This is a genomic window from Streptomyces sp. NPDC008313, from assembly GCF_042956125.1.
GTDB lineage: Bacteria > Actinomycetota > Actinomycetes > Streptomycetales > Streptomycetaceae > Streptomyces.
In genome coordinates, this window is record NZ_JBIBFR010000010.1 from 104,635 (window position 1) to 128,710 (window position 24,076).

The 24,076-nt window shown below is 73.7% G+C and carries 20 protein-coding genes; 11 read left to right on the top strand and 9 right to left on the bottom strand.

What is annotated here, in order from left to right:
- Window positions 1-73 precede the first annotated feature (73 nt).
- The 5 genes from ACFY93_RS15470 to ACFY93_RS15490 all read left to right on the top strand — a co-directional run bounded on the left by ACFY93_RS15470 (window position 74) and on the right by ACFY93_RS15490 (window position 5,241).
- Window positions 74-487, top strand: coding sequence for a nuclear transport factor 2 family protein (locus tag ACFY93_RS15470; RefSeq protein ID WP_391358293.1), 414 nt, complete (start codon window positions 74-76; stop codon window positions 485-487).
- 85 nt (window positions 488-572) lie between these two features.
- Entirely contained in the window at window positions 573-947 is a 375-nt protein-coding gene (locus ACFY93_RS15475; RefSeq protein WP_391358295.1) for a ferredoxin, read from the top strand.
- Between the two features lie 56 nt (window positions 948-1,003).
- The gene (locus ACFY93_RS15480) at window positions 1,004-1,867 is read left to right on the top strand and encodes an oxygenase MpaB family protein (RefSeq protein WP_391358298.1); all 864 of its coding nucleotides are present in this window, start codon (window positions 1,004-1,006) and stop codon (window positions 1,865-1,867) included.
- Window positions 1,868-2,060: 193 nt separating this feature from the next.
- The gene (locus ACFY93_RS15485; protein ID WP_391358301.1) at window positions 2,061-3,623 is read left to right on the top strand and encodes an FAD-dependent oxidoreductase; all 1,563 of its coding nucleotides are present in this window, start codon (window positions 2,061-2,063) and stop codon (window positions 3,621-3,623) included.
- A 91-nt stretch (window positions 3,624-3,714) separates the two neighbouring features.
- Window positions 3,715-5,241 carry a fatty acyl-CoA synthetase gene (locus ACFY93_RS15490; RefSeq protein ID WP_391358304.1) on the top strand — a complete coding sequence of 509 codons (1,527 nt, stop codon included), beginning with the start codon at window positions 3,715-3,717 and terminating at the stop codon, window positions 5,239-5,241.
- A gap of 6 nt (window positions 5,242-5,247) precedes the next feature.
- Here the strand turns inward: ACFY93_RS15490 and paaK are convergent, their stop codons facing one another.
- The gene (gene paaK, locus ACFY93_RS15495) at window positions 5,248-6,570 is read right to left on the bottom strand and encodes a phenylacetate--CoA ligase PaaK (RefSeq protein ID WP_391358307.1); all 1,323 of its coding nucleotides are present in this window, start codon (window positions 6,568-6,570) and stop codon (window positions 5,248-5,250) included.
- 260 nt (window positions 6,571-6,830) lie between these two features.
- On the opposite strand from paaK, the gene ACFY93_RS15500 reads away from it, so the two are divergent.
- From ACFY93_RS15500 to ACFY93_RS15515, 4 genes are all read left to right on the top strand, one after another.
- Window positions 6,831-7,688, top strand: coding sequence for an alpha/beta fold hydrolase (locus tag ACFY93_RS15500; RefSeq protein ID WP_391358309.1), 858 nt, complete (start codon window positions 6,831-6,833; stop codon window positions 7,686-7,688).
- A 161-nt stretch (window positions 7,689-7,849) separates the two neighbouring features.
- Entirely contained in the window at window positions 7,850-8,092 is a 243-nt protein-coding gene (locus tag ACFY93_RS15505) for a DUF397 domain-containing protein (RefSeq protein WP_391358310.1), read from the top strand.
- 240 nt (window positions 8,093-8,332) lie between these two features.
- Window positions 8,333-9,235 (top strand): universal stress protein, encoded by a 903-nt coding sequence (locus tag ACFY93_RS15510; protein WP_391358312.1) that lies wholly within the window; start codon window positions 8,333-8,335, stop codon window positions 9,233-9,235.
- Between the two features lie 63 nt (window positions 9,236-9,298).
- Entirely contained in the window at window positions 9,299-9,796 is a 498-nt protein-coding gene (locus tag ACFY93_RS15515) for a hypothetical protein (protein WP_391358315.1), read from the top strand.
- Between the two features lie 83 nt (window positions 9,797-9,879).
- Here ACFY93_RS15515 and ACFY93_RS15520 read toward each other — a convergent pair whose 3' ends face one another.
- Together ACFY93_RS15520 and ACFY93_RS15525 are read right to left on the bottom strand one after the other, a co-directional pair.
- Window positions 9,880-11,871, bottom strand: a complete 1,992-nt coding sequence (locus ACFY93_RS15520) for an N-acetylmuramoyl-L-alanine amidase (RefSeq protein WP_391358317.1) — start codon at window positions 11,869-11,871, stop codon at window positions 9,880-9,882.
- 331 nt (window positions 11,872-12,202) lie between these two features.
- Window positions 12,203-13,375 carry a phosphotransferase gene (locus tag ACFY93_RS15525; protein WP_391358320.1) on the bottom strand — a complete coding sequence of 391 codons (1,173 nt, stop codon included), beginning with the start codon at window positions 13,373-13,375 and terminating at the stop codon, window positions 12,203-12,205.
- 232 nt (window positions 13,376-13,607) lie between these two features.
- Here ACFY93_RS15525 and ACFY93_RS15530 point away from each other — a divergent pair, with 232 nt between their 5' ends.
- On the top strand, window positions 13,608-15,119 hold the full coding sequence (locus ACFY93_RS15530) for a hypothetical protein (protein ID WP_391358322.1): 1,512 nt from the start codon (window positions 13,608-13,610) through the stop codon (window positions 15,117-15,119).
- 39 nt (window positions 15,120-15,158) lie between these two features.
- On the opposite strand, the gene ACFY93_RS15535 is transcribed toward ACFY93_RS15530, so the two are convergent.
- The 5 genes from ACFY93_RS15535 to ACFY93_RS15555 form a co-directional block, all read right to left on the bottom strand.
- Window positions 15,159-16,589, bottom strand: a complete 1,431-nt coding sequence (locus ACFY93_RS15535; RefSeq protein ID WP_391358325.1) for a SpoIIE family protein phosphatase — start codon at window positions 16,587-16,589, stop codon at window positions 15,159-15,161.
- Window positions 16,590-17,159: 570 nt separating this feature from the next.
- Window positions 17,160-18,182, bottom strand: a complete 1,023-nt coding sequence (locus tag ACFY93_RS15540; protein WP_391358328.1) for a Gfo/Idh/MocA family oxidoreductase — start codon at window positions 18,180-18,182, stop codon at window positions 17,160-17,162.
- 208 nt (window positions 18,183-18,390) lie between these two features.
- Window positions 18,391-19,488: a chemotaxis protein gene (locus ACFY93_RS15545; RefSeq protein WP_391358329.1), complete on the bottom strand. Its 1,098-nt coding sequence runs from the start codon at window positions 19,486-19,488 to the stop codon at window positions 18,391-18,393.
- 51 nt (window positions 19,489-19,539) lie between these two features.
- Window positions 19,540-20,049, bottom strand: a complete 510-nt coding sequence (locus ACFY93_RS15550; RefSeq protein WP_391358331.1) for a DUF4232 domain-containing protein — start codon at window positions 20,047-20,049, stop codon at window positions 19,540-19,542.
- Window positions 20,050-20,179: 130 nt separating this feature from the next.
- Complete coding sequence (locus ACFY93_RS15555) at window positions 20,180-21,769, bottom strand: alpha/beta fold hydrolase (protein ID WP_391358334.1); 1,590 nt, start codon at window positions 21,767-21,769, stop codon at window positions 20,180-20,182.
- Between the two features lie 255 nt (window positions 21,770-22,024).
- Here ACFY93_RS15555 and ACFY93_RS15560 point away from each other — a divergent pair, with 255 nt between their 5' ends.
- Window positions 22,025-22,888 carry a GNAT family N-acetyltransferase gene (locus tag ACFY93_RS15560; RefSeq protein WP_391358336.1) on the top strand — a complete coding sequence of 288 codons (864 nt, stop codon included), beginning with the start codon at window positions 22,025-22,027 and terminating at the stop codon, window positions 22,886-22,888.
- 55 nt (window positions 22,889-22,943) lie between these two features.
- Here ACFY93_RS15560 and ACFY93_RS15565 read toward each other — a convergent pair whose 3' ends face one another.
- A complete protein-coding gene (locus ACFY93_RS15565; RefSeq protein ID WP_391358645.1) occupies window positions 22,944-23,999 on the bottom strand; it encodes an acyltransferase family protein in 1,056 nt (351 codons plus the stop codon).
- Between the last annotated feature and the right edge of the window lie 77 nt (window positions 24,000-24,076).

Sequence of the window (24,076 nt, forward strand, 5' to 3'; positions counted from 1 at the left end):
CCGCACCTAATCAATTAGTTGACTATGTCGACTCGGCGGACGGACCGGCGGGCGGCGGGGAGAGGCGGACGTGATGCGTTCCTTCCGTGCGGCGGTGGAGGCGGGCGACCTCGCGGCCGTCGAAGAACTGCTGGCCGACGACGTCGTCTTCACCAGCCCGGTCGCCTTCCGGCCCTACCGCGGCCGGGCCGTCACGGCCGCGGTCCTGCGGGGCGTCAGCCGCGTCTTCACGGACTTCCGGTACGTGCGCGAGGTGACCGGCGCCGACGGCCGTGACCAGGTGCTGGTCTTCACGGCGAAGGTGGGTGACAAGGAGATCAACGGCTCCGACTTCCTGCACCTCGACGAGGACGGGAGGATCGACGACCTGATGGTCATGGTCCGTCCGCTGTCGGCGGCCCGGGCGCTCGCCGAGGCCATGGGCGCCGAGTTCGGCCGGATCTCCCGTGAGGCCGCCGAGGCGGACGCGGCCGCCACGGACGCATAGGCGCGGCCGGCATATAGGCGCCCCGACGGCAACCGGTGCGCGAAACCGCCGGTTTGACACGGTTCCCCGCGGCTACCCGCACAGAGTGACCTCAACGACATCTCAGCAGGATCTCTTCCGCTTCCTGGAGGACCGTTTCGCCTGCGCGCAGGCGTGCGCCGACTGTGCGCGGGCGTGCGCCGCGCGCGCGAGTTTCTGGGACCCGGAGGGGGCGGAGGAGCAGTCTCTCGTCCGGCGCAAGGGTGTGCTGTGCGCCGAGGTGTGCGAGGCGACGTGCCGGATGCTGGCCGAGCAGACGCAGCAGGACGAGGACAGCGTCCGCGCCCAGCTGGAGTGGTGCGGCACCGTGTGCCGCGAGGCCGCCGACGTCTTCGACGAGCACGCCGGCGCGGCCGACAGCGCGAAGGCGTGCCGTGCCTGCGCCGACGCCTGCCGCGAGTTCGCCGCCACCCTGGTCTGACCCCACCGCGACACCGGCCCTGTCTGCACGGCTCCGTACGCAGCTAACCTGACGGCATGGACGTGGACCGCGCTCCGCACCCCGACCCCGGCCTCTTCGGGCCCCGCTCGGTGACCTGGCAGATGCACGGCGACCCGATGATGTGGGTCGCCGGACTCCGCGCCCTGTACCTGCAGGCTTTGCATCCGCGCGCGGTCCGCGGCGTCATGCAGAACTCGGACTTCCGGCGCGACGCCTGGGGACGCCTGATGCGCACCGCCGGCTTCGTGGGGACCACGACCTACGGCACCACCGAGGCCGCCGAACGCGCCGGCGCCTGGGTACGGAAGATCCACACCATGCTCGGGGCGACGGACCCCGACACCGGCGAGCGGTACGGCGTCGACGAACCCGCGCTGCTGCTGTGGGTGCACTGCGCCGAGATCGACTCCTACCTCCACGTGCTGCGCCGCTCGGGGTTCCCGCTCACCGACGCCCAGGCCGACCGCTACCTCCGCGAACACCGCGTCAGCGCACGCCTCGTGGGCCTCGACCCCGACGGCGTGCCCGCCGACCGCGCACAGCTCGCGGCCTACTTCGACTCGGTGCGGCCCCAGCTGGCGGCCGGCCCCGAGGCGCGGGACGTCGACGCCTTCCTGCTCCGCCCGCCGGTCCCCACGCCGCTCGTCCCGGCGCGCGCACTGCTGTGGCGGCGCGTGGCGCTGCTGGCCTACGCCTCCCTGCCGCCGTACGCCCACGCGCTGTACGGCAGACCGGCCCCGCCACCCGCCGTGGTCACCCGGCGTCTGCGCCTCACGGGCGCCTCGCTGCGCCGCGTCCCCGCACGTCTGCGCTGGCAACTGCCGCCCCGGCACATCCTCCGCGCCATGGCACGGCTCGGTCCCGGCTCGCGCCCGGCACCGCACCGGGCCGGGGGATAGCCCGCGGCACGGGCGGTCCGAAGGAGGCACACCTCGGCGCCCCCGTCCCCGGCCCCGCGCCGGCGGCGCGCACCCGGTGGCCAGGCCCCCGCCCCACACGCCGTCACCCGGGACACGCGCCCGCCCCTTACGGCTGCCCGCCGGCTGCCGCGCACCCCTGGTCGGCGTGGATCACCGCGTGCTACCAAGAACCATGACCGCACACGAGGGACACGACGTCGTGATCGTCGGCGGAGGACACAACGGCCTGGTCGCCGCCGCCTACCTGGCCCGGGCCGGACGTTCCGTCCTCGTCCTGGAGCGGCTCGGGAACACCGGCGGCGCCGCCGTCTCCAGCCGCCCCTTCACGGGCATCGACGCACCCCTGTCCCGCTACTCGTACCTGGTCAGCCTGCTGCCCCGGAAGATCGTCCGCGACCTCGGGCTGGACTTCCGCGTCCGCGCGCGCACCGTGTCCTCCTACACACCCGTCGAGCGGGACGGCCGGCCCACCGGGCTGCTGGTGGGCGGCGGGGAGCGGCGCACCCGGGAGGCCTTCGCGCGCCTGACCGGCTCCGACGCCGAGTACGAGTCCTGGCGGCGCTTCTACGGGATGACCGGCCGCGTCGCCCGCAAGGTGTTCCCGACGCTCACCGAGCCGCTGCCGACGCGTGACGCGCTGCGCCGCCGCATCGACGACGAGGACGCGTGGCGCCTGCTCTTCGAGGAGCCCATCGGCGCGGCCGTCGAGGAGCACTTCGCCGACGACCTCGTCCGCGGCGTCGTGCTCACCGACGCCCTCATCGGCACGTTCGCCGACGCCCACGACCCGTCCCTGCGGCAGAACCGCTGCTTCCTCTACCACGTGATCGGCGGCGGCACCGGCGACTGGGACGTGCCCGTCGGCGGCATGGGCGCGCTCACCGACGCGATCGCCGGCGCGGCCCGCCAGGCCGGGGCCGTCCTCGCCACCGGCCACGAGGTGCTGCGGATCGACACGGACGGGCGGAGCGCCGAGGTCACCTACCGCGGCCCGGACGGCGAGGGGACCGTCGCGGCCCGGCACGTCCTCGTGGGTGCCTCGCCGAAGGAACTCGCCGCCCTCACCGGCGACGAGCCGCCCGCCCCCGCCGAGGGCGCGCAGCTCAAGGTGAACATGCTGCTCGCACGTCTGCCGAGACTGCGCGACCCCTCCGTCGACCCGCGCGAGGCGTTCTCCGGGACCTTCCACATCGCCGAGGGCTACGAGCAGCTGGCGGCCGCCCACGCGCAGGCCGCCTCCGGCGCGCTGCCGACCGCCCCGCCCTCCGAGACCTACTGCCACTCCCTCACCGACCCGACCATCCTCGGCCCGGACCTGGCCGACCGGGGCTACCAGACCCTCACGCTCTTCGGCCTGCACGCACCGGCCCGGCTGTTCGCCCGGGACAACGACGCCGCCCGCGAGGAACTGCTGAAGTCGACACTGGCCCAGCTGGACGCGCACCTCGCCGAACCGCTCGCCGGCTGCCTGGCCACCGACGCGGACGGCCGCCCGTGCATCGAGGCGAAGACCCCCCTCGACCTGGAGCGCGACCTGCGGCTGCCCGGCGGCAACATCTTCCACCGCGACCTCTCCTTCCCCTACGCCCAGGAGCACACCGGGCGCTGGGGCGTCGAGACCCGGCACGCCAACGTCCTGCTGTGCGGGGCGGGCGCGGTGCGCGGCGGCGGGGTGAGCGGGGTGCCCGGACACAACGCGGCCATGGCCGTCCTGGAGGCGTCGGCGCCCGGCTGAACCGGCCGCCCGCCATCCGCGCCCGATGCTTGACCCGGTACGCCGGGCGCCACGAGGATCACGCCAGGACAGGCGGACGAAGGAGCGGGGCATGACGGCGGGACGAAGCGTCACGGTCGACGGGGTGCTGCGCCGCAGCGCCGGGCGGATGCCCCAGCGGATCGCCATCCACTACCGCGAGCGGGCCTGGACCTACGCGGAGCTGGACGAGGCGGTCTCCCGCGCCGCGACCGTCCTGCGGGAGGAGGGGCTGAGGCCCGGCGACCGCGTCGGCTCCTACGGCCACAACTCGGACGCCTATCTGATCGGCTTCCTCGCGGCGGCGCGGGCCGGCCTGGTGCACGTACCGGTCAACCAGAACCTCACCGGGGACGACCTGGCGTACATCGTCGGCCAGTCCGGCTGCGGCCTCGTCCTGGCGGACCCGGACCTCGCCGGCGGGCTCCCCGGCGGGACCCGCGTCCTCGCGCTGCGCGACGCGGACGACTCCCTGCTCGTACGGCTGGCGCAGGCCGCCCCGTACGACGGGCCCGAGCCGCGCGGCGAGGACCTGACGCAGCTGCTGTACACCTCGGGCACCACCGCGCTGCCCAAGGGCGCGATGATGACGCACCGGTCGCTGGTGCACGAGTACCTGAGCGCGATCACCGCACTCGACCTCCGGGCGGGCGACCGCCCGGTGCACTCGCTGCCGCTCTACCACTCGGCCCAGATGCACGTGTTCCTGCTGCCGTATCTCGCGGTGGGCGCCGAGAACGTCATCCTCGACGCGCCCGACGCCGAGACGATCTTCGACCTGGTCGAGGCGGGCCGCGCGGACAGCCTGTTCGCGCCGCCCACGGTCTGGATCGGTCTGTCCAACCGCCCCGACTTCGCTACCCGGGACCTGACCGGGCTGCGCAAGGCGTACTACGGGGCGTCGATCATGCCGGTGCCCGTGCTCGAACGGCTGCGGGAACGGCTGCCGGACCTGGCCTTCTACAACTGCTTCGGGCAGAGCGAGATCGGTCCGCTCGCCCTGGTCCTCGGCCCCGACGAGCACGAGGGGCGGATGGACTCCTGCGGGCGGCCGGTGCTCTTCGTCGAGGCCCGCGTCGTCGACGAGTCCGGCGCCGACGTGCCCGACGGCGAGCGCGGCGAAGTCGTCTACCGGTCACCGCAGTTGTGCGAGGGCTACTGGGACCGGCCCGAGGAGACGGCGGAGGCCTTCCGCGACGGCTGGTTCCACTCCGGGGACCTGGCCGTCCGGGACGCCGAGGGGTACTTCACCGTCGTCGACCGGGTGAAGGACGTCATCAACTCCGGCGGGGTGCTCGTCGCCTCACGGCAGGTCGAGGACGTGCTGTACACCCACGAGCGGGTCGCCGAGGTGGCGGTGATCGGTCTCCCCGACGAGCGGTGGATCGAGGCGGTCACCGCGGTCGTCGTCGCGCGCGGCGAGGTCACCGAGGCGGAACTGGTCGCCCACGCGCGCGAGCGGCTCGCCCACTTCAAGGCGCCCAAGCGGATCCTGTTCGTGGACGCGCTGCCGCGCAACGCCAGCGGGAAGATCCTCAAGCGTGAGCTGCGGGACCGCTTCGGCGCCGTCCCCGAAGCGGTCCCCGAGGCGCGTGGCTGACCTGGCCTAGCGCGGGCGCAGGTCCACGATCCGTCTGATCTTCCCCACCGACCGCTCCAGCGACTCCGGTTCGACGATCTCGACGGCCACGGACACGCCGATGCCGTCCTTCACGGCCGCCGTGATGGCGCGCGCCGCCGCGTCCCGGGCCTCGGGTGCGGCACCGGCGCGGGCCTCGGCCCGCACCGTGAGCGCGTCCATCCTGCCCTCGCGGGTCAGCCGCAGCTGGAAGTGCGGCGCGACACCGGGCGTCCGCAGCACGATCTCCTCGATCTGGGTCGGGAAGAGGTTCACCCCGCGCAGGATCACCATGTCGTCGCTGCGGCCGGTGATCTTCTCCATGCGGCGGAACACGCGGGCCGTGCCGGGCAGCAGCCGGGTGAGGTCCCGCGTCCGGTAGCGGATCACGGGCATGGCCTCCTTGGTCAGCGAGGTGAAGACGAGCTCGCCCTCCTCGCCGTCCGGCAGCACCTCCCCGGTGACCGGGTCGACGACCTCCGGATAGAAGTGGTCCTCCCAGACGTGCAGCCCGTCCTTGGTCTCCACGCACTCCTGGGCGACGCCGGGGCCGATCACCTCCGACAGGCCGTAGATGTCGACCGCGTCGATCGCGAACCGCTCCTCGATCTCCCGGCGCATCTCCTGCGTCCACGGCTCCGCGCCGAACACGCCCACACGCAGCGAGGTGCCCCGGGGATCCACGCCCTGCCGCTCGAACTCGTCCAGCAGCGTCAGCATGTACGAGGGGGTCACCATGATGATCCGGGGCTTCAGGTCCTGGATCAGCTGGACCTGGCGCGCCGTCATGCCGCCGGACGCGGGGACCACCGTGCAGCCGAGCCGCTCGGCGCCGTAGTGCGCGCCGAGACCGCCGGTGAACAGGCCGTAGCCGTAGGCGATGTGGACCGTGTCGCCGGGACGGCCGCCCGCGGCCCGCAGGGAGCGTGCCACCATGTCCGACCACATGGACAGGTCGTTCTCCGTGTAGCCGACGACCGTGGGCCGGCCGGTGGTGCCGCTGGAGGCGTGCAGACGCCGGATGCGCTCCCGCGGCACCGCGAACATCCCGTACGGGTAGTTCTCCCGCAGATCCGCCTTGACGGTGAAGGGGAACCGGGCCAGGTCGCCGAGCGTGCGGCAGTCCTCCGGCCGCAGCCCCGCCTTGTCGAAGGAGTCCCGGTAGAACGGAACTTTCTCGTACGCGTGCCGCAGCGAGGCCCGCAGCCGCTCCAGCTGCAGCGCCCGCAGCCCTCCGGCGTCGAGCCGCTCACCGGCGTCGAGGAGTACCCCCGAGCCCAGCGGGTCGCGCGTGTCCGTGGCATCCACCATCGGGACGTCTCCCTCACCCATCGCACCCAGCGTCCGTCCGGCGGATCAGCGCCGGTCCACCGCGACTTCGATCCGCCGGACGGACCCTGGACGACCGATCATTCGGTCGTGCTGTTCCCGATCAGTAATTCAGGGGCTCGCGCGGCCGTCAAGACATGGACGGAAGTCAATCCGCGCGTCCTCCCGGCGGGGGAGGGGGACGGCGCGGACGCCGGGGAGACGTGTTGCGGCGCACGCGCCGCGGGCCGGAGGATCGCGGTATGCCCACATGCACCGCGCCCGACGGGACCGAGCTCGCCTACCACCTGAGGGGCGAGGGCGAACCCCTTCTCGTCCTGCCCGGCGGGCCGATGCGCGCCTCCGCCTACCTCGGCGACCTGGGCGGCCTGACCGCACACCGCCGCCTCGTCCTGCTCGACCTGCGCGGCACCGGCGACTCGGCCGTGCCGCGTGACCCGGCGACGTACCGCTGCGACCGCCTCGTCGGCGACGTCGAGGCGCTCCGCGTCCATCTGGGGCTGGAGCGCGTAGACGTCCTGGCGCACTCGGCGGGCGGAAATCTGGCGATGCTCCACGCGGCCCGCCACCCTGAGCGCGTACGGCGGCTCGCGCTGATCGCGGCCACCCCGTGGGCCCTCGGACTGCCCGTCACCGTCCAGGACCGCCTGGCGGCCGCGCGAAGGCGCGCGGGCGAGCCCTGGTTCGCCGAGGCGTATCCGGCCTTCGAGGCGCTGTGGTCCGGACGCGAGGCGGACGACCCCCTGTCCTACGCGCCCTTCTTCTACGGCCGCTGGGACGAGACGGCACGGGCCCACATGGCGGCCGACGAGACCCAGACCAACGACGAGGCCGCAGGCCTGTACGGCTCCGCGGGCGCCTACGACCCGCCCGCGACCAGGGCGGCCCTCGCCTCGCTGACCGCACCGGTCCTCGTGTACGCGGGAGAGCTGGACGGCGGGCCCAGCCCCGAACTCGCCGGGCGTGTCGCGGCTCTGCTCCCCACCGCCCGGCGTGTCGTGCAGCCGGGCGGCGGCCACTTCCCGTGGCTGGACGACCCGGAGTGGTTCACGCGCTATGTCGCGAAGTTCCTCGCGGCCCCCGTGGAGCCTCCCGCGTAGCCGGAGCCGTCGGCGGCCGCCCGCGCCGGAGGCGGCCCGGAGCGGCGGGCGGGCGGGAACGGACCCTTCATCTTCCGGGGGTCGTCCCGCCCCGCGGCCTGTCCGCCGCCGGGGCCGGTCGCTAGGCTGGCCGCGGACGACGAACCGGGAGGAGCACGGACGTGGCCGAGAGCACCATCCAGCAGCACCCGTTCACGGGCTGGGACAAGCCGGAGCTGGACCTCAGCAACGCGCAGTGGCAGTCCAGCAGCCGAGGACGGGGAGACGTCCAGATCGCTTTCGTCGAGGGCTTCATCGCCATGCGCAACAGCGGCCGCCCCGAGAGCCCCTCCCTGATCTTCACTCCGGCGGAATGGGGCGCGTTCGTGTCGGGAGCGCGCGAGGGCGAGTTCGACCTCACCTGAGACAGCCCGCACGGCGACGGGACCCCGGAACCGGGCGACCGGGCCGGGCGACCGGGCCCTGCACCCATCGGTGGAGCCCACCGGTGGAACCCATCGGTGGAGCCGACCGGTGGTTCCCGGGAGGTGAATCCTCGCTTTTTCCGGACACGTGACCTACGACCCCCTCCCTGGGGCGGCACCTGAGTCAGTCTGGCCCCGGGAAGCAGTCGATCGGGGCTTCGTGCCGGAGGCGAGGAATCCATGAGCACTCTGCCGGTCATCGCGGCAGTCGACGGATCGGACGACGGTCTGCGCGCCCTGGACTGGGCGGTCACGGCCGCCCGTACGCGCGGGGCGACGCTGCGCGTGGTCCACGTGAGGCAGTACGCGGTCTGGCCGCAGTCGGTGGTCCTGGTCGCCGGACCGCCTGACCCGGCCGTCGACCCCGTCCTCGACCAGGTGCGCGACCACCTGGAGAAACGGACCGACCGGCCGGAGACCGAGTACGTCGGACTGGAGGGCGCCCCCGGCGCGCTGCTGCCCGAACTCGGCTCCACGGCCCAGCTGATGGTGCTCGGATCCCGGGGCCGGGGCGGGTTCGCGAGCCTGCTGCTCGGCTCGAACGGCATGGCGGCCGCGCGGGACGCCGAGTGCCCGGTCGTCGTCGTGCCCGGCCCCGGGCGCCACGTCGACGAGGAGCTCGACGTCGAGCCGGGACCGCGCGTGGTCGTCGGCCTGCACGCGGAAAGCCCCGACGACGCGACGCTCGCGTTCGCGTTCGCCGAGGCCGGCATGCGCGGCGCCCGCGTCCACGTCGTCGCCGCGTACCCCTGGCCGGTCCAGACGTGGGCCGCGCCGGGCGAGTTCACGCTCGACGGCGCCGATCTGGAGGCCCTCGAACGTGAGACCAGGGCCCTCGCCGAAGGCTTCCTCGCCCCGCACCGCGAACGCCACCCGGACCGCGCCGTCGACCTCCGTGTCCCCCCGGGCGACGCGGCCGGGCTGCTGGTGGCGGCGTCCCGGGACGCCGTTCTCGTCGTCGTCGGCCGCCACCGCCGCCGGCTGCTGGCACCGGCGCGCATGATCGGCTCGGTGACCCAGGCCGTCCTGCTGCACGCGGCGAGCCCCGTCGCGGTGGTGCCGCCGGCCGCCCCGGACAGCTGACGCCGCGGGCGCACGCCGGGCGCCCGCGGGTGGTGCGTGCGGCCGGGCACGTACCATGGCCGCATGTCCTTCCTCCGCCGCCGCAGCGCCACCCCCGCCGGGCCCGAATTCGATGTTCTGGCCATGGATCCGGGTGACTGGCCGGGCAATCTCGGCGCGGGCCTGCTGCCCGCGCCCGACGGCAGCTGCCAGGGTGTCTTCCTGCGCTACGACCTTTTCGGCGGCCGCGGCCCGGCGATGATCATCGGCAATCTGCCGGAGGGCTCACCGGCCCGGGAGGTCGCCGACGACGAGGTCCCGTTCGAGGTCGCCCAGCTGCTGCTGGCCCTGGAGAACGAGGAGGACGTCACCGTCGTCGGCTCCGAGGACATGCCGGTGATGCAGGGCGACAACCTCCTGATCGTGCGCCGCCTCAAACTCTCCGAGGGCCGGATCTCCTGCGTCCAGTTCGACCGCAGCGACAACGTCCTGGTGACCATCGCCGCCTGGGACCGGCCCATCACCGACGACCTCTACGCGCTCCTGAAGCCGCTCCCGGCGGAACTCTTCCAGCAGCGCTGACGTTCTCCCTCACGTCCGCGTACGTACTTCACGTACGGATGAGGGGCCGGGTCGCCTCCCCGCGAGCCCGGCCCCGGCCCGTGTCAGGACGTCGACGGCACCAGCCGCACGTCGGCCGCCCTCACGTACGCCACCCGGTGACCGAACTGGATCTCGTAGTACATGTCCTTGCCGGTCACCACCCGGTGCACGGACGTGTCGAAGGTCGGGGCGTAGAAGTACTCGCCCGGCATCCTGTCACCCGCCGCGTACCGCTGGCCCGCGAGCAGTTTGTACGGCAGCGGGGAGACGGACTGGACGGGAACGCCCGCCGGGTACGCCTCCTTCTCCGGGTAGGCCCGCCCGTAGACCGGGACCTCCGTCAGGCCGTCCCTGGGGGTCACCACCAGGCCCGCGGCGTCGACGGCCGTCGGGTGCTTTCGCGGGTTCTCGAACCAGGCCTTCTGGCCCAGGTACCAGATCGCCGTCCAGTCACCGGCGCGCTCGGCGACCGCGTACCGCTGGCCGGTGGAGACCCGGGACCCGACGTCGTTCACGTCGATCGTGGAGTCGCCGCCCCCGGGACGCAGCCCGATGTCCTTGATCAGCGGTGCGCTCTCGTCCGGTTGGGTGTGCAGCCGGACCTCGCTGGAACCGTGCGCCGGGCACGGCTCACCGGCGGCGGTGCAGCCCGTGTACAGCGGCTGGTTCGACGCGTAGTCCGGGGCGACGGTCACCAGCCCGCCGCCGGGGCCCGCCGTGCGGTGGAAGGGGCGGCCGAGCAGCGTGAAGTAGTGCTGCCAGTCCCAGTACGGGCCCGGGTCCGTGTGCATCCCCGGGATGCCGGACGCCGTCGGCGCCTGCACGTTGTCGTGCCCGAGGATGTGCTGCCGGTCCAGCGGGATGCCGTACTTCCTGGACAGGTACTTCACCAGCCGCGCCGAGGACCGGTACATCGCCTCCGTGTACCAGGCGTCCGGCGAGGTGAGGAAGCCCTCGTGCTCCAGGCCGATCGACTTGGAGTTGACGAACCAGTTGCCCGCGTGCCAGGCCACGTCCTTGTTCTTCACATGCTGGGCGATGTGCCCGTCCGTCGAGCGCAGGGTGTAGTTCCACGACACGTACGTCGGGTCCTGGACCAGCTTGAGGGTGGTCTCCCAGGACCCCTCGGTGTCGTGGATGACGATGTAGTCGATGCTCGACGAGTCGGGCCGGTCACCCAGATCGTGGTTGCCGTAGTCGCCGTCGCCGAACTCCTCGTACGGCGCGGGAACCCACTCGCACCCCACGGACGCCGGGCACTCGGTGCCGGAAGGGGAGGCGGCCCGCAGCCCCGCGCCGCGCAGCTGGGCCGTGTCCGGGGCGAGGTCCGGCTCGGCGGCGAGTGTCACGCGCTGGCCGGCGTCCGTGGTGCGCCGCTCGCCGTCGCCGATCACGTCGTAGACGTCGTCGGCGTAGGCCGCGGCCGTCGCCCGGTCGTCCGCGCCGGAGAAGCGCGCCACCGCCCCGTACCAGGCGGCCGGGTCGTCGCTCAGGGGCCGGCCGAGCTCCTTCTGCGCGGCGGCGAGCAGCGCGGCCCCGCCGGCCACGTTCGCCGCCGGGTCGCTCCGCAGCCGCTCGGCCGGGAGGCCGGTGAGCTTCGCCGCCCGGGGCAGCGTCTTCAGCCGGGCGGGCAGCTGCGCGTTCTCCGGCACCTTCACCTCGGGCAGCAGCGCCGGGCGGGAGTCGTCGCCGCGCGCGTCCTCGGTGCCCTCGCCGTGGTGGGGGGCCTCCGCGATCGCGGTCCGCGCGTCGGTCAGGTGCATCGGCCCGTAGCCACCGCCCGCGCTCGCCGCTCCGTTGTGCTCGTCCCAGCGGGACTGCAGATAGGAGACGCCGAGAAGGACACTGCGCGGGACGTGGTAGTCGGCGGCGGCGGACGCGAAGGCGCTCTGCAGCCGGGTGGCGGACGACGGCTGCGCCGCACTGTCGGCACCGTCGGACGGAGCCGCGCCGATCAGCGGCAGCAGCAGCGCCGTCGAGGCGACGGCGACCGCGGTCCTGCGGGAACGTCTGGGGCCGTCGGCGGCGTTGGGGTCGGTGGCGGATCCTCGCAAAGCAGCCTCCTGGGACGGTCGAGCGCGATGGGGCGTGCGGGGGCCGAACGCGTCAGTGCTACCGGCTCTCCGACGATCCGTCAATCATGCCCGGGGCACCGCGATTTCCCACGTCAACGGCGAGCGGCCGGGTTTTCGTGGCGGGCGGGGCGGCGGCCTGCGGAGCGTCAGTGGCGTGGACCTCTGACCCACTCGTGTGACCTGCGGAATCCCGTGGAGGCGAGGCGGGCGCGCGGCGCCCGGGTGACGGGGTCGCGCGGTACGCGTGCCGGGGCAGCACGAGGTCCGCGGTGCGCCGTTGTCCCGGGCGCACCGCGGACCGTCGTCCCCGTCAGCGAGTCCCGACCGCCGCTCGGACAGCCCTGCGGGCCAACTGGCAGTCGTCGTGCAGCCGCCTCAGCAGCAGCCGCTGTTCCTCGCCGGACGGCGCGGCACCGGGGTGGGCCGGCCCTGGTGCGGTGGGGGCCGCGTCGTGCATCGAACGCTGCACGGCCGTCTCGTAGGTACGGATCTCCCGCGTCAGCACCAGCATCAGGTTGACCAGGAACGCGTCGCGCGCGGCGGGCCCCGCCGACTGCGCGAGCTGGCTGATCTGCCGCCGGACCACCGGAGCGTCCCCGAGCACCGCCCAGAGCGTCGCCAGGTCGTACCCCGGCAGATACCAGCCGGCGTGCTCCCAGTCGACGAAGACCGGGCCCGCTGGGGACAGCAGGATGTTCGAGAGCAGGGCGTCACCGTGGCAGAACTGGCCCATGCCCTGGCGCCCCGACGAGTGCGCGATGCCGTGCACCAGCTTCTGCAGGTCGCCCATGTCCCGGTCCGTGAGCAGCCCCAGCTCGTGGAAGCGCGAGATCCGCTCCGCGTAGTCCAGTGGGGCGCCGAACGTCCCGGCCGGCGGACGCCACGCGTTGAGCCGGCAGACGGCGCCCAGCGCGGCCCTGATGTCGGCCCGTGGCGGAGCCTCCAGCGGATGCCGCTGCAACGCCGCCACCCGGCCGGGCATCCGCTCGATGACCAGGGTGCAGTTGTCCGGGTCCGCCGCGATCAGCCGGGGCGCCCGGACCGGCGGCCGGTGCCGCACGAAGGAACGGTAGGCGGCTATTTCGTGCCGCATCCGCTCGGCCCGGAGGGCTGAGTGCTCCAATAAGCACTTGGCCACGGCGGTGGTGCGGCCCGTGGTGCCGATCAGGAGGACCGAGCGCCCGGTGCGGCGCAGCACCTGTACCGGGGCGAACTCCGGGCAGATGCGGTGCACCGCCGTGATCGCCGTGCGCAGCTGCGCGCCCTGGGGGCCGGACAAGTCGATTCTCCCGCTGACCGGTTGAGTGCCGAGTCCCGCCGCACGCCGCGTCCTGCCAGCATCCATCGCCGGGGCCGCCATGCGCGCGGGATCGAGATAGGGGCCGCCGCGCGCCAGGGCCGACGCCTGCCCCGCACGGGGGGAGCCGAGCGGCTGGCTGAGCGGCCGGGGCGGGGCGGACACGGAGGACGATGCTGTGTACATGGGCTGAACAGATCCCTTCGTGTGCCTGCGAGTTGCCGCGCTGCCCGGCCCCGGACGACGGGGATCACCCTGGGGAGTGGTCCCCGCGACCGGGTCGGGGTGGCGCATTCCTACCTGACACCCGGTGGCCACTGGCACACCATCTGGCGCAGCCTGGCGAACCCTGGCGAATAGTCGCTCAGCAACTGACAGAGGGCTACTGTCAACTCAGCCGAGAACCTGGGGGCTTGACGTGAGCGGACAACCCAACACCCGCTTGGCGGACCTGTTCGGCCTGGCCGGCTGGTCCAAGGGCGAACTCGCGAGGCTGGTCAACCGGCAGGCGGCGGCCATGGGCCACCCCCAGCTGGCGACCGACACCTCTCGGGTGCGGCGGTGGATCGACACGGGAGAGATCCCGCGCGATCCGGTGCCGAGGGTGCTGGCAGCACTGTTCACCGAGCGTCTCGGCCGTGTCGTGACCATCGAGGACCTCGGTCTGGTCCGGCACGGGCGCGTGGGTGGACGGCAAGGCGGCGGAAGCGCTGAACATCCCGACCACATGCCCTGGGCGCCCGAGCGGACTGCTGCGGTCCTCACCGAATTCACGGGAATGGACCTCATGCTCAACCGACGCGGCTTGGTGGGCGCGGGCGCCGCGCTCGCCACGGGATCCGCACTCAGCACCGCCATGCACGACTGGCTGCACACCGATCCGGCCCTCACGGCCGACGCCCCACGGCACCACGATCCGCTGCGCGCCGAGCCCGCCGGGTTCGACCGCTACGAGGCCGCTCCCATCGGGTCGCAGGAGATCGAGGAACTGGAGCGTTCGGTCGAGGTGTTCCGGGCCTGGGACGCGGCCCGCGGCGGCGGACTGCAGCGCAAGGCTGTGGTGGGCCAGCTCAACGAAGTGGGAGGCATGCTCTCCTACCGGCACCCCGACCATCTCCAGCGGCGCCTGTGGGGCGTCGCCGCCAATCTCGCCGTCCTCGCGGGCTGGATGTCGCACGACGTCGGCCTGGAGCCCACGGCCCAGAAGTACTTCGTCATCGCCGCGCACGCGGCGCGGGAGGGCGGCGACCGGCCGCGCGCCGGGGAGGCGCTCTCACGCGCCGCCCGCCAGATGGTGCACCTGGGTCGGCCCGACGACGCCCTCGACCTGATGAAGCTCGCCACGTCGGGATCGGGCTCCGAGACGCTGCCGCGCACCCGGGCCATGCTCCGCACCATCGAGGCCTGGGCGCAGGCGTCGATGGGCAAGGGGCAGGCCATGCGGCGCACGCTCGGCGAGGCGGAGGAACTGTTCGTCTCCGACAAGGGGGACGTGCCGCCGCCGAGCTGGATGCAGATGTTCGACGAGGCGGACCTGCACGGTATGCAGGCCCTGGCCTACCGCACCCTCGCGGAGCACGACCCGGACGCGGCGGCCACCGCCCAGCGGCACGCCAAGGCCGCGCTGGGACTGCGGGAGAACGGGCGGCAGCGGTCGCAGATCTTCGACTGGCTGTCGCTGGCCTCCGCCTGTTTCATCGCCGACGATCCCGAACAGGCCGACCGGTACGCGCGGCTGGCCCTCGTGTCGATGGGGGCGAACTCCTCCCACCGCACCTGGGACCGGCTGCGCGAGATGTACCGGCTCACCGCCCAGTACTCGGGCTACCCGAAGATCAGCGAGTTGCGGGAGGAGATCCAGCTCGCCCTTCCCAAGCAGGTCTCCAAGCAGGTCTCCAAGCAGCGCGGCGGCGCGAGCGCCCGCGCCTAGGAGAGCGGAGCGGAAGCGGGAGGGGCGGCGGGGACGGCGTCAGCCGATCCGGGCGACGAGCACGCAGGCGTCGTCGGCACGCTCGGCGTCACCGAACTCCTCCACGACCGTCCGCAGGCAGTCCTGGGCCGTGCGGGCCGCGCACAGGCGCGGGGCCAGGCCGAGGAGCCTTCGGACGGCTGCCGGTCCGCCGTGCCCGGAGACCAGTCCGTCGGTGTGCAGAACGAGGAGGTCGCCCCGTTCGAGGACTTCGTCGGCCTGCCCGTACGAGGTGCCCGGTGCCGCCCCGAGCAGCACGCCTCGCGGTGGGCTCAGCAGGCGCCCCGTCCCGTCGCGGAACAGCAGCGGGGCGGGGTGCCCGGCCTGCGCCCAGGTGAGGGTGCGGGTGCCGGGCCGGTAGCGGGCGCACAGGGCGCTGCCCAGGGCGGGCCGCGCGGAGACGTCGACCAGCCGGTTCAGCGTGCCGAGCAGCCGACCCGGTGCGATGCCGGCCGTCGCCGTGCCGCGCAGGGCGCCGAGCAGCGTCGCCATGCCGGAGGCCACGGCCACCCCGTGGCCCGTGAGGTCGCCGACGCCGAGCACCGTCTGCCCGTCGGGCAGTTCGAGGACGTCGTACCAGTCGCCTCCGACGGGTGATCCGGCGGAGGACGTCAGACAGTGGGCGGCGAGGTCGAGGGCGCCCGGCTCCCGCCGCGCCGGCCGCTGGAGCCCGCGAGGCGGTGGCAGCAGGGCCTCGCGCAGTTCGGCGGCGGCCCGCAGCTCGGCGGCCCGGGCGCGGTCGCGCCGACGGCGCAGTGAGTCGTGGCTCTCGCGCACGGTCCGCTGGCTGACGCGCAGTTCGCTGACGTCGCGCAGGACGGCCCACATCGAGGCGGTGCTGCCGTCGGGGGCGAGCACCGGTTCCCCCATCATGTGCACGGTCCGTACTCCGCCGTCGGAACGCCGGACGCGGAACTCCCCGTCGATGGGCTTCGCGTCGACCAGGCAGTCGGTCACCATCGCGGTCAGCATCGGCCGGTCCTCGTCGACCACCAGGGAGGGCAGTTCGTCGAGGGTGAGCGGGGGAGCGGTGGGGGCGCGTCCGAGGATCCGGTACATCTCGCCGGACCAGCTGGCCTCGTCCGTCAGCAGATTCCATTCGGCGCTGCCGACACGGCTGAGCAACGCGCCGTGCGGGGACGCGGCGGGCAGGGCCCCGGCGCCGGACACCGACGCCGTCGGGTCGGCGGGTACGGGGGGCGGGCCGTCGCGCAGCTGTTCCAGATGGGTGTCGAGATCGTCGAGCTGATGCATCGCCAGATCGCACAGCGCGCGCTGCCACCTGTCCTCGGGCTCCGTGCCGTCGACGGGTGCCTCCCGCCGGACGGCGTCCATCTCGCCGCGCAGCCGCCGCGTCTGCGAGATGAGCGCGTCGACCGCGCCGCGCCGCGCCGGGGCGGCTGAGCGGTCCGCGGAGAGGGGGGACGGCATGACGTACTCCGATGGCGGGGACGGTACGACCAAGGCTGACGGAAGGACCGTTACGACTGTGGCACAGCCCGCGGAGCGCTGTAAGGCATTTGGCAACACACGATGCGGTGGTGCTTGTGGCATATGCCGCCGTCCTCCCGGAGGCAGCGGCTCCGCATCGCCCGACTCGTCGGGCCTTTGATCAACTCCCTTGCACGTCAGGGTACTTGAGCCCGCACGGCCCGTGCTCGGGCACGCGTGAGCCTATGCCGGGCAGTTGTTCGAATGGGGAGAAATCCCCCGCCGGAGCGCCCGGTGGCCGGCCGGGCGGCTCGCGGCCGTGGACCGTGTACTTCGCACCTGGGCGCGGCGGACACCAAGAGCTGACCTTCCGTGAGAACCGCCCGCCGCTGCTCCGGTACCCGCCCGGCGCTGAGCCGGTACGTCCCCGAGGGCGCGGGCCGCCGCGGTCGTCGGCAGTACCGGCCCGGACGCACCGTCGCCTCCCGATACCCGGCCGACGCCGCCGGGCCACCCGGTCGAGATCCCCGCGTCGGGCGGAGGGCCCCGCAGGGGTTCCTGCCGGCCGCCTCAGGCTTCTTGGGTGTACAGGGCCGGGCGCGGGGCGAGTTCGACTGTGTGGCGGGCCCCGGTGCGCTGGGACCGGACGCCGGTCTCGGCGACAAGGGCGGAGGCGTAGCCGTCCCAGGCGCTCGGGCCCGAGACCCGGCCGCGACGCGTCTGCTCCACCCACTCCCGCACCTCGCGGTCGTAGGCGTCCGCGAACCGTACGAGGTAGTCCTGGGCCACGTCCTCGACCGCTCCGGCGGCCGTGGTGACGACCATCCCGTGCTCGTCACCGATCCGGGCGCTCCCGGACTCGCCGACCGCCTCGCAGCGCACCTGGTAGCCGAACCCGGAGTTGACGAAGATCTCCACGTCGACGAGCGCGCCCCCCGAGGTCTCGAAGAGCACCAGCTGGGGGTCTGCCAGCCCCTCGGGAGCGTTCCCGGAGGGGCGTGGGCGCAGGACCGTCACCGCGGTGAGTTCCTGGTCCAGCAGCCAGCGGGCCGCGTCGATCTCGTGCGAGACGGAGCTGTCGACCAGCATGGCCGTGGTGAAGCCGGGCGGCGAGGAGACGTTGCGGTGCGTGCAGTGGAGCATCAGCGGACGCCCCAGCGCCCCGCTCGCCAGAAGGGACTTGAGCCGGCGGTACCCGGCGTCGTAACGGCGCATGAACCCGACCTGCACCAGCCGTCGGCCCAGCCGGGCCTCGGCCTCCACCACCCGCAGCGCGCCCGCCGAGTCCGGGACCATCGGCTTCTCGCAGAGCACCGGCAGGCCCCGCTCGAAGGCCCCCAGCAGCGCCTCCTCGTGCGCGGGACCCGGAGACGCGATCAGTACCGCCTCGACTCCCGGCGCGTCGAGCGCGGCCAGGGCGTCGGCGTGCAGCGACACGCCGTCGATGCCCGCCGTCGCCGCCTCGGCGCGGCCCCGGTCGGGGTCGGCCACCGCGACGACCCGCGCGCCGCTCACCACGCGGTCGAGCCGGCGTATGTGGTCGGCACCCATGTGCCCCGCGCCGAGAACCGCCACGCCCAACTGACCGCCCATGCTCTCGCACTCCGTTCGCCCGACTGATTCACCCGTGCGGCCCGGCTGTCCGGCTGCCCGGGCCGCGCGTGCGGAAGGGGCCGCGCGCACGGCCCGCGGTGCGCGGTCGGCGCAGGTCCGTACGGTGATCAGCCTTTCACGCCCGTCAAGAGCCGGCTCCGCGCCGGGCCGGCGGCGCGGAGCCGGCAGGGGGAGCCGGATCGCGGGGTCAGAAGCGCAGCGCTCCCGCGATGCCCTGGGCGTCGGTGAGCGAGCCGTCGGGGACGAAGCGGACCTGGGCCCCGGTGTCCAGGCAGCGCTCGATGATCTCGTCCACGACGTCCTCACGCGCGTCCAGGTCACCGCCCTCGGCCGGGACCAGATGGTCGCCTCCGTCGTCGCGCACCGTCACGCGGTAGTTCTCCTCCACGGCCAGCAGCCGGATCCGGCCCTCGGTGGCGTTCTGCCACACCTCGTCGACCCCCGCCGCGAACTCCTTGCGCCCGCGGGCCGCGTCCAGGTCCCGGGCCACCGCGTCCGCCTCCTTGCGCTCCTCTGCCGCGACCAGCGGACGCACCGCCTGCCACACGGCCTCGGGTCCCGCGTGCGCGAGGCCGCCGTGCGTGACGTGGGTGGCGCTCCGGCCGACCGTGCCGACCTCGTCGAGAAGGGCGAGCGCGGCCGGGTCGCCGGTGACGTACAACGGCCGGTGCCGCTCGCGCAGGAGAGCCGCGAGGGCGACGTCGGCCTCCCGCAGGAACTGCCGTGTCCGTTCGTCACGGAAGGTGCTGGGCACGTCCCCGACGCGCTCGTTGCGCTCGACGTCGGGGTCCTCGAGGCTCCGGGTCATCGGGAACCCGCCGCTGTGCTCCTCGACGACGCGTTCGTTGCCGCCGTTCCACAGCGAGATCCGGTCCGCCGAGACCGACAGCACCCAGAACGCCCGCTCGGAGGCGTGCGCGGCGACGAGGTTGCGGGTGAGGAAGGTGTCCGAGAGCACGACTCGCTCGGGCACCGTCCGGGCGAGCGACCAGACCTGGTGCTCGCCCGGCGCCGCGAAGATCAGCAGCCCCTCCTCGGCGTGTGCGAGGTCCACCTCGGCCACCGCCTGGTCGAGCTGCCGGACGAGGTCGGAGCGCCGGTCGCGGGTGACCGCGGGATCGGCTTCGAGCTGCTTCTTCGCCTCGGCGACGACATTGCGCAGCCGCACCGCGTCCTGACTGTTCTCGGGCTCCCGGCGGTGGGTCGGCGTCAGCACGGACACCGCCGGGTAGGGCCGCGGACGGCGCAGTTCGGTGAGAGCCGCAGGGCTCAGGGCTTGGTCCATATCAGCACGATAGGTCTGAATCGGATGTACGGCATTCGGGGCAACGGACGCCTACCCGGCCGCGTCCGCCAGCGCCTCGTCCGCGGCCGCCGCGGACGGCTGCCACCAGGTCGTGACCGGCTCCCACACGAGGACGGCGTCACCCGCGCCGATCTCCCGCGCGGTGAAGGTGCGCCCGTGGTGGGAGGGCGCGGCCGCCACGCCGACCGTGCCGACCCGCCGTACCCGCGGGTCCGCCGGGTCGACGACCGTCCGCAGGGCGGCGTACGCCGTTCTCCCGGGGCCGAGGCGGTACGACGCGCTCTCGGCCGGGGGCACCGGCACGGCCGGGCCGTCGAGGTCCCCGAAGACCACTGTCGGGAAGCGGTCGACGGCGCAGTGGCGCGCGCTGCGGTTGGTGACGCCGAGGTGGATCACCGTGGGGTCGGCCGTCGCCGCCGCCGACACGACGACGGCCTTCTCGGGGCAGACGGCGGCCGACGGGGCGGCCCAGCTCTGGGGCGTCGTGAGGGCGAGGGCGGCGACGGCGGTCGGGACGGCGAGGACGGTGCGGGTGCGCATGATTCGGTTCCCCCTGATGGGTGGCCTACGGGTGTGGCGCGCGGGAGGCGTCGCCTGCCCGGTATGACCGCCGAGCAGGCCCGCAGGTTGCCCCCGTCCCGCGAGCCCGGCCCGCTCCGAACGGGTGACTCTAGTGGTCCCCGTCCTCCGGTCCGCACGAACTGCCGTCGTGCGGAAGGGATCCGTACAGGAGGAAGTCGTCGACCTTCTTGTGGACGCACGCGGAGGAGGCGTAACCGGTGTGGCCCTCGCTCCTGTTGTCCAGGACGACGGCGGAGGGGCCGAGCCGGTCGGCGGTCTCCAGGGTCCAGCGGTAGGGAGTGGCGGGGTCGCCGCGGGTGCCGACGAGCAGCATCTTCGCGGTGTCGACGTCGTGCACCTTCTCCCGGATGTAGTCGGTGCCCGCCGGCCGTCCGTAGCACATCAGGACCTGGGTGAGCCGGTACTCGCCGAAGACGGGTGACGCCTCCTCGTACGCGGCCCGCAGTCTGCCGATCTCGTCGGTGGCCCCGGTCTCGGTGAGCCGGTCGGGGTCGTCGGCGCAGTTGATGGCCATGAGGGCGGCCGGCAGGTTGTCCATCGGGACGTCCTCCGCGTCGACGAGCCCTCCGTCCGTGCCCCCCGTCCCGCCGGTACCGGGGCCGAGGGGGCGCCGGGTGGCCGGGAACGCGGTGCCGTACGAGAGCTGTTCGAGCCCGCGGGTGTCGCCGTCCTGGATCAGCGAGCCGAGCGCCTGCTCCAGCACGGGCCACATCTGCCGGCTGTACAGCGCCTGCCCGATGGCGCCCGCGAGGTCCTGGTCGGTGAACTGCCCGCCGAAATCGGTGGGAACGGGATCCCTCTCCAGCGAGTCGGCGAGCTGGACGACCCGCGCCCTCGCCGTGCGCGCGTCCTGGCCGAACGGGCAGGCGATGTTCTCGGTGCACCAGCCGAGGAAGCTCTCCAGGGCCGTCTGCTGCCCCTCGGCGGCCACCAGGCCCTGCTCGGACAGCGGCTCGGTGAGCGTGTCCACGCCGTCGAGTGCCATCCGGCCCACCTTGCGGGGGAACTGGGCCGCGTACACCGCGCCCAGCCGCGTCCCGTAGGAGAAGCCGAGGTAGTTGAGCTTCTTGTCGCCGAGTGCCTGCCGCATCACGTCCATGTCCCGCGCGGCGTTCACCGTGCCTATGTGCTCCAGGACCGGTCCGGAGTGCTTGGCGCAGTCGGCGGCCGTCTTCTTCAGTGCGCCGAGCACGGCCCGGGGGTCGTCGTCACCGGGGCCCGTGGCCGAGGTGTCCGGGGCCTGCCCGGGGGTCTCGCCGCAGCTGACCGGAGAGGACCGGCCGACGCCGCGGGGGTCGAAGGTCACCACGTCGTACCCGTCGGTCAGCCCCATGAAGTCCTTGCCGCCGAGGGCGAGCTGGTCGATGCCCGAGCCGCCGGGGCCGCCGAAGTTCAGGAACACGGAACCCCGCGATCCGCCGGTGGCGCGGAAGCGGGCCAGCGCCACGTCCATCGTGCCGTCCGCGGGCCGCTCGTAGTCCAGCGGTACGGTCACCTTCCCGCACCGCATGTCCTCGGGCATCCCCTCGCCCTCGCACGCCGACCAGGTGATCCGCTGGTGGTAGAACCGGGACAGGTCCGGGTCCCCGCCGGCCGCCGCGGCCGGCGGAAGACCGGCCCCGAACAGGGTCAGCGCCGCGACCGAGGCGCACGCACAGCGTTGGTGCACGGTCAGCATGGATGCCTCCAGGGACGTCCGGCTGCGAACGGGCGGGCGCCGCGGCCGTCGGCCACGAGCGCCCCGGATCACCATAGGCGGGCCGTCGCACCCCTGCCTCCGGGCGGGCGGACCGGCGCCGCGTGGCCTACCCTGCGCCCCTTCGGCGCCCCGCTGCGCGCGCCGGGGCGCCATGGCGTCGGCCGCGCCGATCCGGAAGGATGCCCCGTGCGGCCGATCACCGCACCACGCGACCCCTACGAACGGAGCGCACCGATGACCTCTCCGGGTCCCGACGAACTCGTCGTCACCCAGGCCTCGCCCGGCGACTGGCCGGTGATCCGCGGCTGGGCGGCGGACGAGGGCTGGAACCCGGGCACGTCGGACGGCCCGAGTTTCTTCGCCCAGGACCCCGAGGGCTTCTTCCTCGGCAGGATCGGCGGCGAGCCGGTCTCCGCGATCTCCGTCGTCAACTACGGCGACGACTACGCCTTCCTGGGCTGCTACCTCGTACGGCCCGACCTGCGCGGGCGCGGATACGGGTTCGCCACCTGGAAGACCGCCCTGGCGCACGCCGGAAGCCGCACGGTCGGCCTCGACGGCGTCCCGGCGCAGCAGGACAACTACCGCAGGTCCGGCTTCGAACTCGCCCACCGCAGCGCGCGGTTCAGCGGTGTCGTGCCCGAGGCCGCGCTGCGGGAGCCCGCCCCCGGTGTCCGGCCGGTCACGGCGGCCGACCTGCCGGCCGTCACGGCGTACGACAGCGCGTGCTGCCCGGCCGACCGCCCCCGGTTCCTGGAGAGCTGGCTGACGACGCCGGGACACCGGGCACTGGTCCGCGTCACGCGGGGACGTGTCACCGGCTACGGCGTCGTCCGCCCCGGCAGGGAAGCGCCCCGCGTCGGCCCGCTGTTCGCCGACACCGCCGACGACGCCCGCGCGCTGCTCACCGCGCTGGCCGCCGGAGCGCCGGGAGAGGCCGTCGCCGTGGACGTGCCCGGGACGAACAAGGAGGCCGTCGCGCTCGTCGAGGGCCTCGGCCTCACGCCGTCCTTCGAGACGGCCCGCATGTACACGGGCCCGGTGCGCGCCTTCGCCCAGGAGCGCGTCTACGGCATCACGACGCTCGAACTCGGCTAGCGGCACCGGCCACGCCCCGCCGCGTCCCGCTCCATCCGCTCCGGTCGGGGGCATCTCAGCCCCCGCCGGCTCCGGCGGCCCGTGCCGGGGCACCGTCGCGCGGCCGGAAGGCCCAGTCCATCCGCGGCTCCACCACGTACCGGAAGGCGGACCGGACCGGGGGCGTGCACAGCAGCGTCATGACAGCGACCGCGGCGGCGGTGACGGCGAGTTCACCGAGCGGGGTGTGCAGCCAGGGGCGGTCGTACCAGTCCCAGAAGCGCGACGACTTGATCAGGAAGCCGTGCAGCAGATAGCCGTACATGGTGCCCGCGCCGAGCGGGGTGAACCAGCGACTCCGCCCCGGCACCCAGGCGAGGAAACAGGCGGTCAGCAGCAGGGCGAGCACGAACAGCGCGGGGGTGGTCAGCAGGCCCGCCCAGCGCGGCGCGCCCTGGCCCGTCACACTGCCCCGGTGGTAGAGCCAGCCCGCGTCGAACCGGGGCGCCACCGCGTACGCGGTCACGAGCGCGCAGCCGGCCACCGGCAGCGCCGCCAGCCGCACCCGCCGGGCGCGGAGCCGCTCGAAGTGCTCGGGGCGCAGGGTCAGACCGAGCACGAAGCACGGCAGGAAGCCGAGCACCCGTTGCAGGGCGAGGTCCCCGCCGAGCTCCGGTGAGACCGAGGCCAGCACCGCGAGGCCCAGCGCGAGCGGCAGCGGATGCCGCAGGGCCGCCCACACCGGGGCGGTCATACGCCAGACGAAGAGCGCGACCAGGAACCACATCACGTACCAGGGGTCCAGCAGGCTCAGCGGATACCCCGGATCGTCCTGGGCCCAGCGGTAGAAGAGCGTGTAGGCGGTCTCGAAGACGAGGTACGGCGCTACGACACCGGTGACCAGCCTGCGCAGTCGTCCCGGCGCCATGTCGAACCCGCGGGAGAAGTATCCGGAGATCAGCGCGAACGCCGGCATGTGGAAGGCGTACACCGTCAGATACACGGCCGTAACGGCCCGGCTGCCGTACGTCAGCGGCTCCCACGCGTGACCGCAGACCACCAGGACGATGGTGAGGTACTTCGCGTTGTCGAAGTACGGGTCCCGGCGTGCGGCCCGGGGCGCGGGCGGCACCGCGGTGCCGGGTGGCGACGACGCGGTGGGCGTGCCGTCGGCCGGTACCGGCGCGAGCCTTTCGTCGTGCTGCACCA

Excerpts from the sequence above, each read along its gene's own strand:
- ACFY93_RS15510 (WP_391358312.1), top strand. The coding sequence starts at position 8,333 with ATGAGCACTCTGCCGGTCATCGCGGCAGTCGACGGATCGGACGACGGT.
- ACFY93_RS15515 (WP_391358315.1), top strand. The coding sequence starts at position 9,299 with ATGTCCTTCCTCCGCCGCCGCAGCGCCACCCCCGCCGGGCCCGAATTC.
- ACFY93_RS15480 (WP_391358298.1), top strand. The coding sequence starts at position 1,004 with ATGGACGTGGACCGCGCTCCGCACCCCGACCCCGGCCTCTTCGGGCCC.
- ACFY93_RS15550 (WP_391358331.1), bottom strand. The coding sequence starts at position 20,049 with ATGCGCACCCGCACCGTCCTCGCCGTCCCGACCGCCGTCGCCGCCCTC.
- ACFY93_RS15500 (WP_391358309.1), top strand. The coding sequence starts at position 6,831 with ATGCCCACATGCACCGCGCCCGACGGGACCGAGCTCGCCTACCACCTG.
- paaK (WP_391358307.1), bottom strand. The coding sequence starts at position 6,570 with ATGGTGGATGCCACGGACACGCGCGACCCGCTGGGCTCGGGGGTACTC.
- ACFY93_RS15525 (WP_391358320.1), bottom strand. The coding sequence starts at position 13,375 with ATGTACACAGCATCGTCCTCCGTGTCCGCCCCGCCCCGGCCGCTCAGC.
- ACFY93_RS15485 (WP_391358301.1), top strand. The coding sequence starts at position 2,061 with ATGACCGCACACGAGGGACACGACGTCGTGATCGTCGGCGGAGGACAC.
- ACFY93_RS15470 (WP_391358293.1), top strand. The coding sequence starts at position 74 with ATGCGTTCCTTCCGTGCGGCGGTGGAGGCGGGCGACCTCGCGGCCGTC.
- ACFY93_RS15560 (WP_391358336.1), top strand. The coding sequence starts at position 22,025 with ATGACCTCTCCGGGTCCCGACGAACTCGTCGTCACCCAGGCCTCGCCC.
- ACFY93_RS15535 (WP_391358325.1), bottom strand. The coding sequence starts at position 16,589 with ATGCCGTCCCCCCTCTCCGCGGACCGCTCAGCCGCCCCGGCGCGGCGC.
- ACFY93_RS15545 (WP_391358329.1), bottom strand. The coding sequence starts at position 19,488 with ATGGACCAAGCCCTGAGCCCTGCGGCTCTCACCGAACTGCGCCGTCCG.
- ACFY93_RS15490 (WP_391358304.1), top strand. The coding sequence starts at position 3,715 with ATGACGGCGGGACGAAGCGTCACGGTCGACGGGGTGCTGCGCCGCAGC.
- ACFY93_RS15555 (WP_391358334.1), bottom strand. The coding sequence starts at position 21,769 with ATGCTGACCGTGCACCAACGCTGTGCGTGCGCCTCGGTCGCGGCGCTG.
- ACFY93_RS15540 (WP_391358328.1), bottom strand. The coding sequence starts at position 18,182 with ATGGGCGGTCAGTTGGGCGTGGCGGTTCTCGGCGCGGGGCACATGGGT.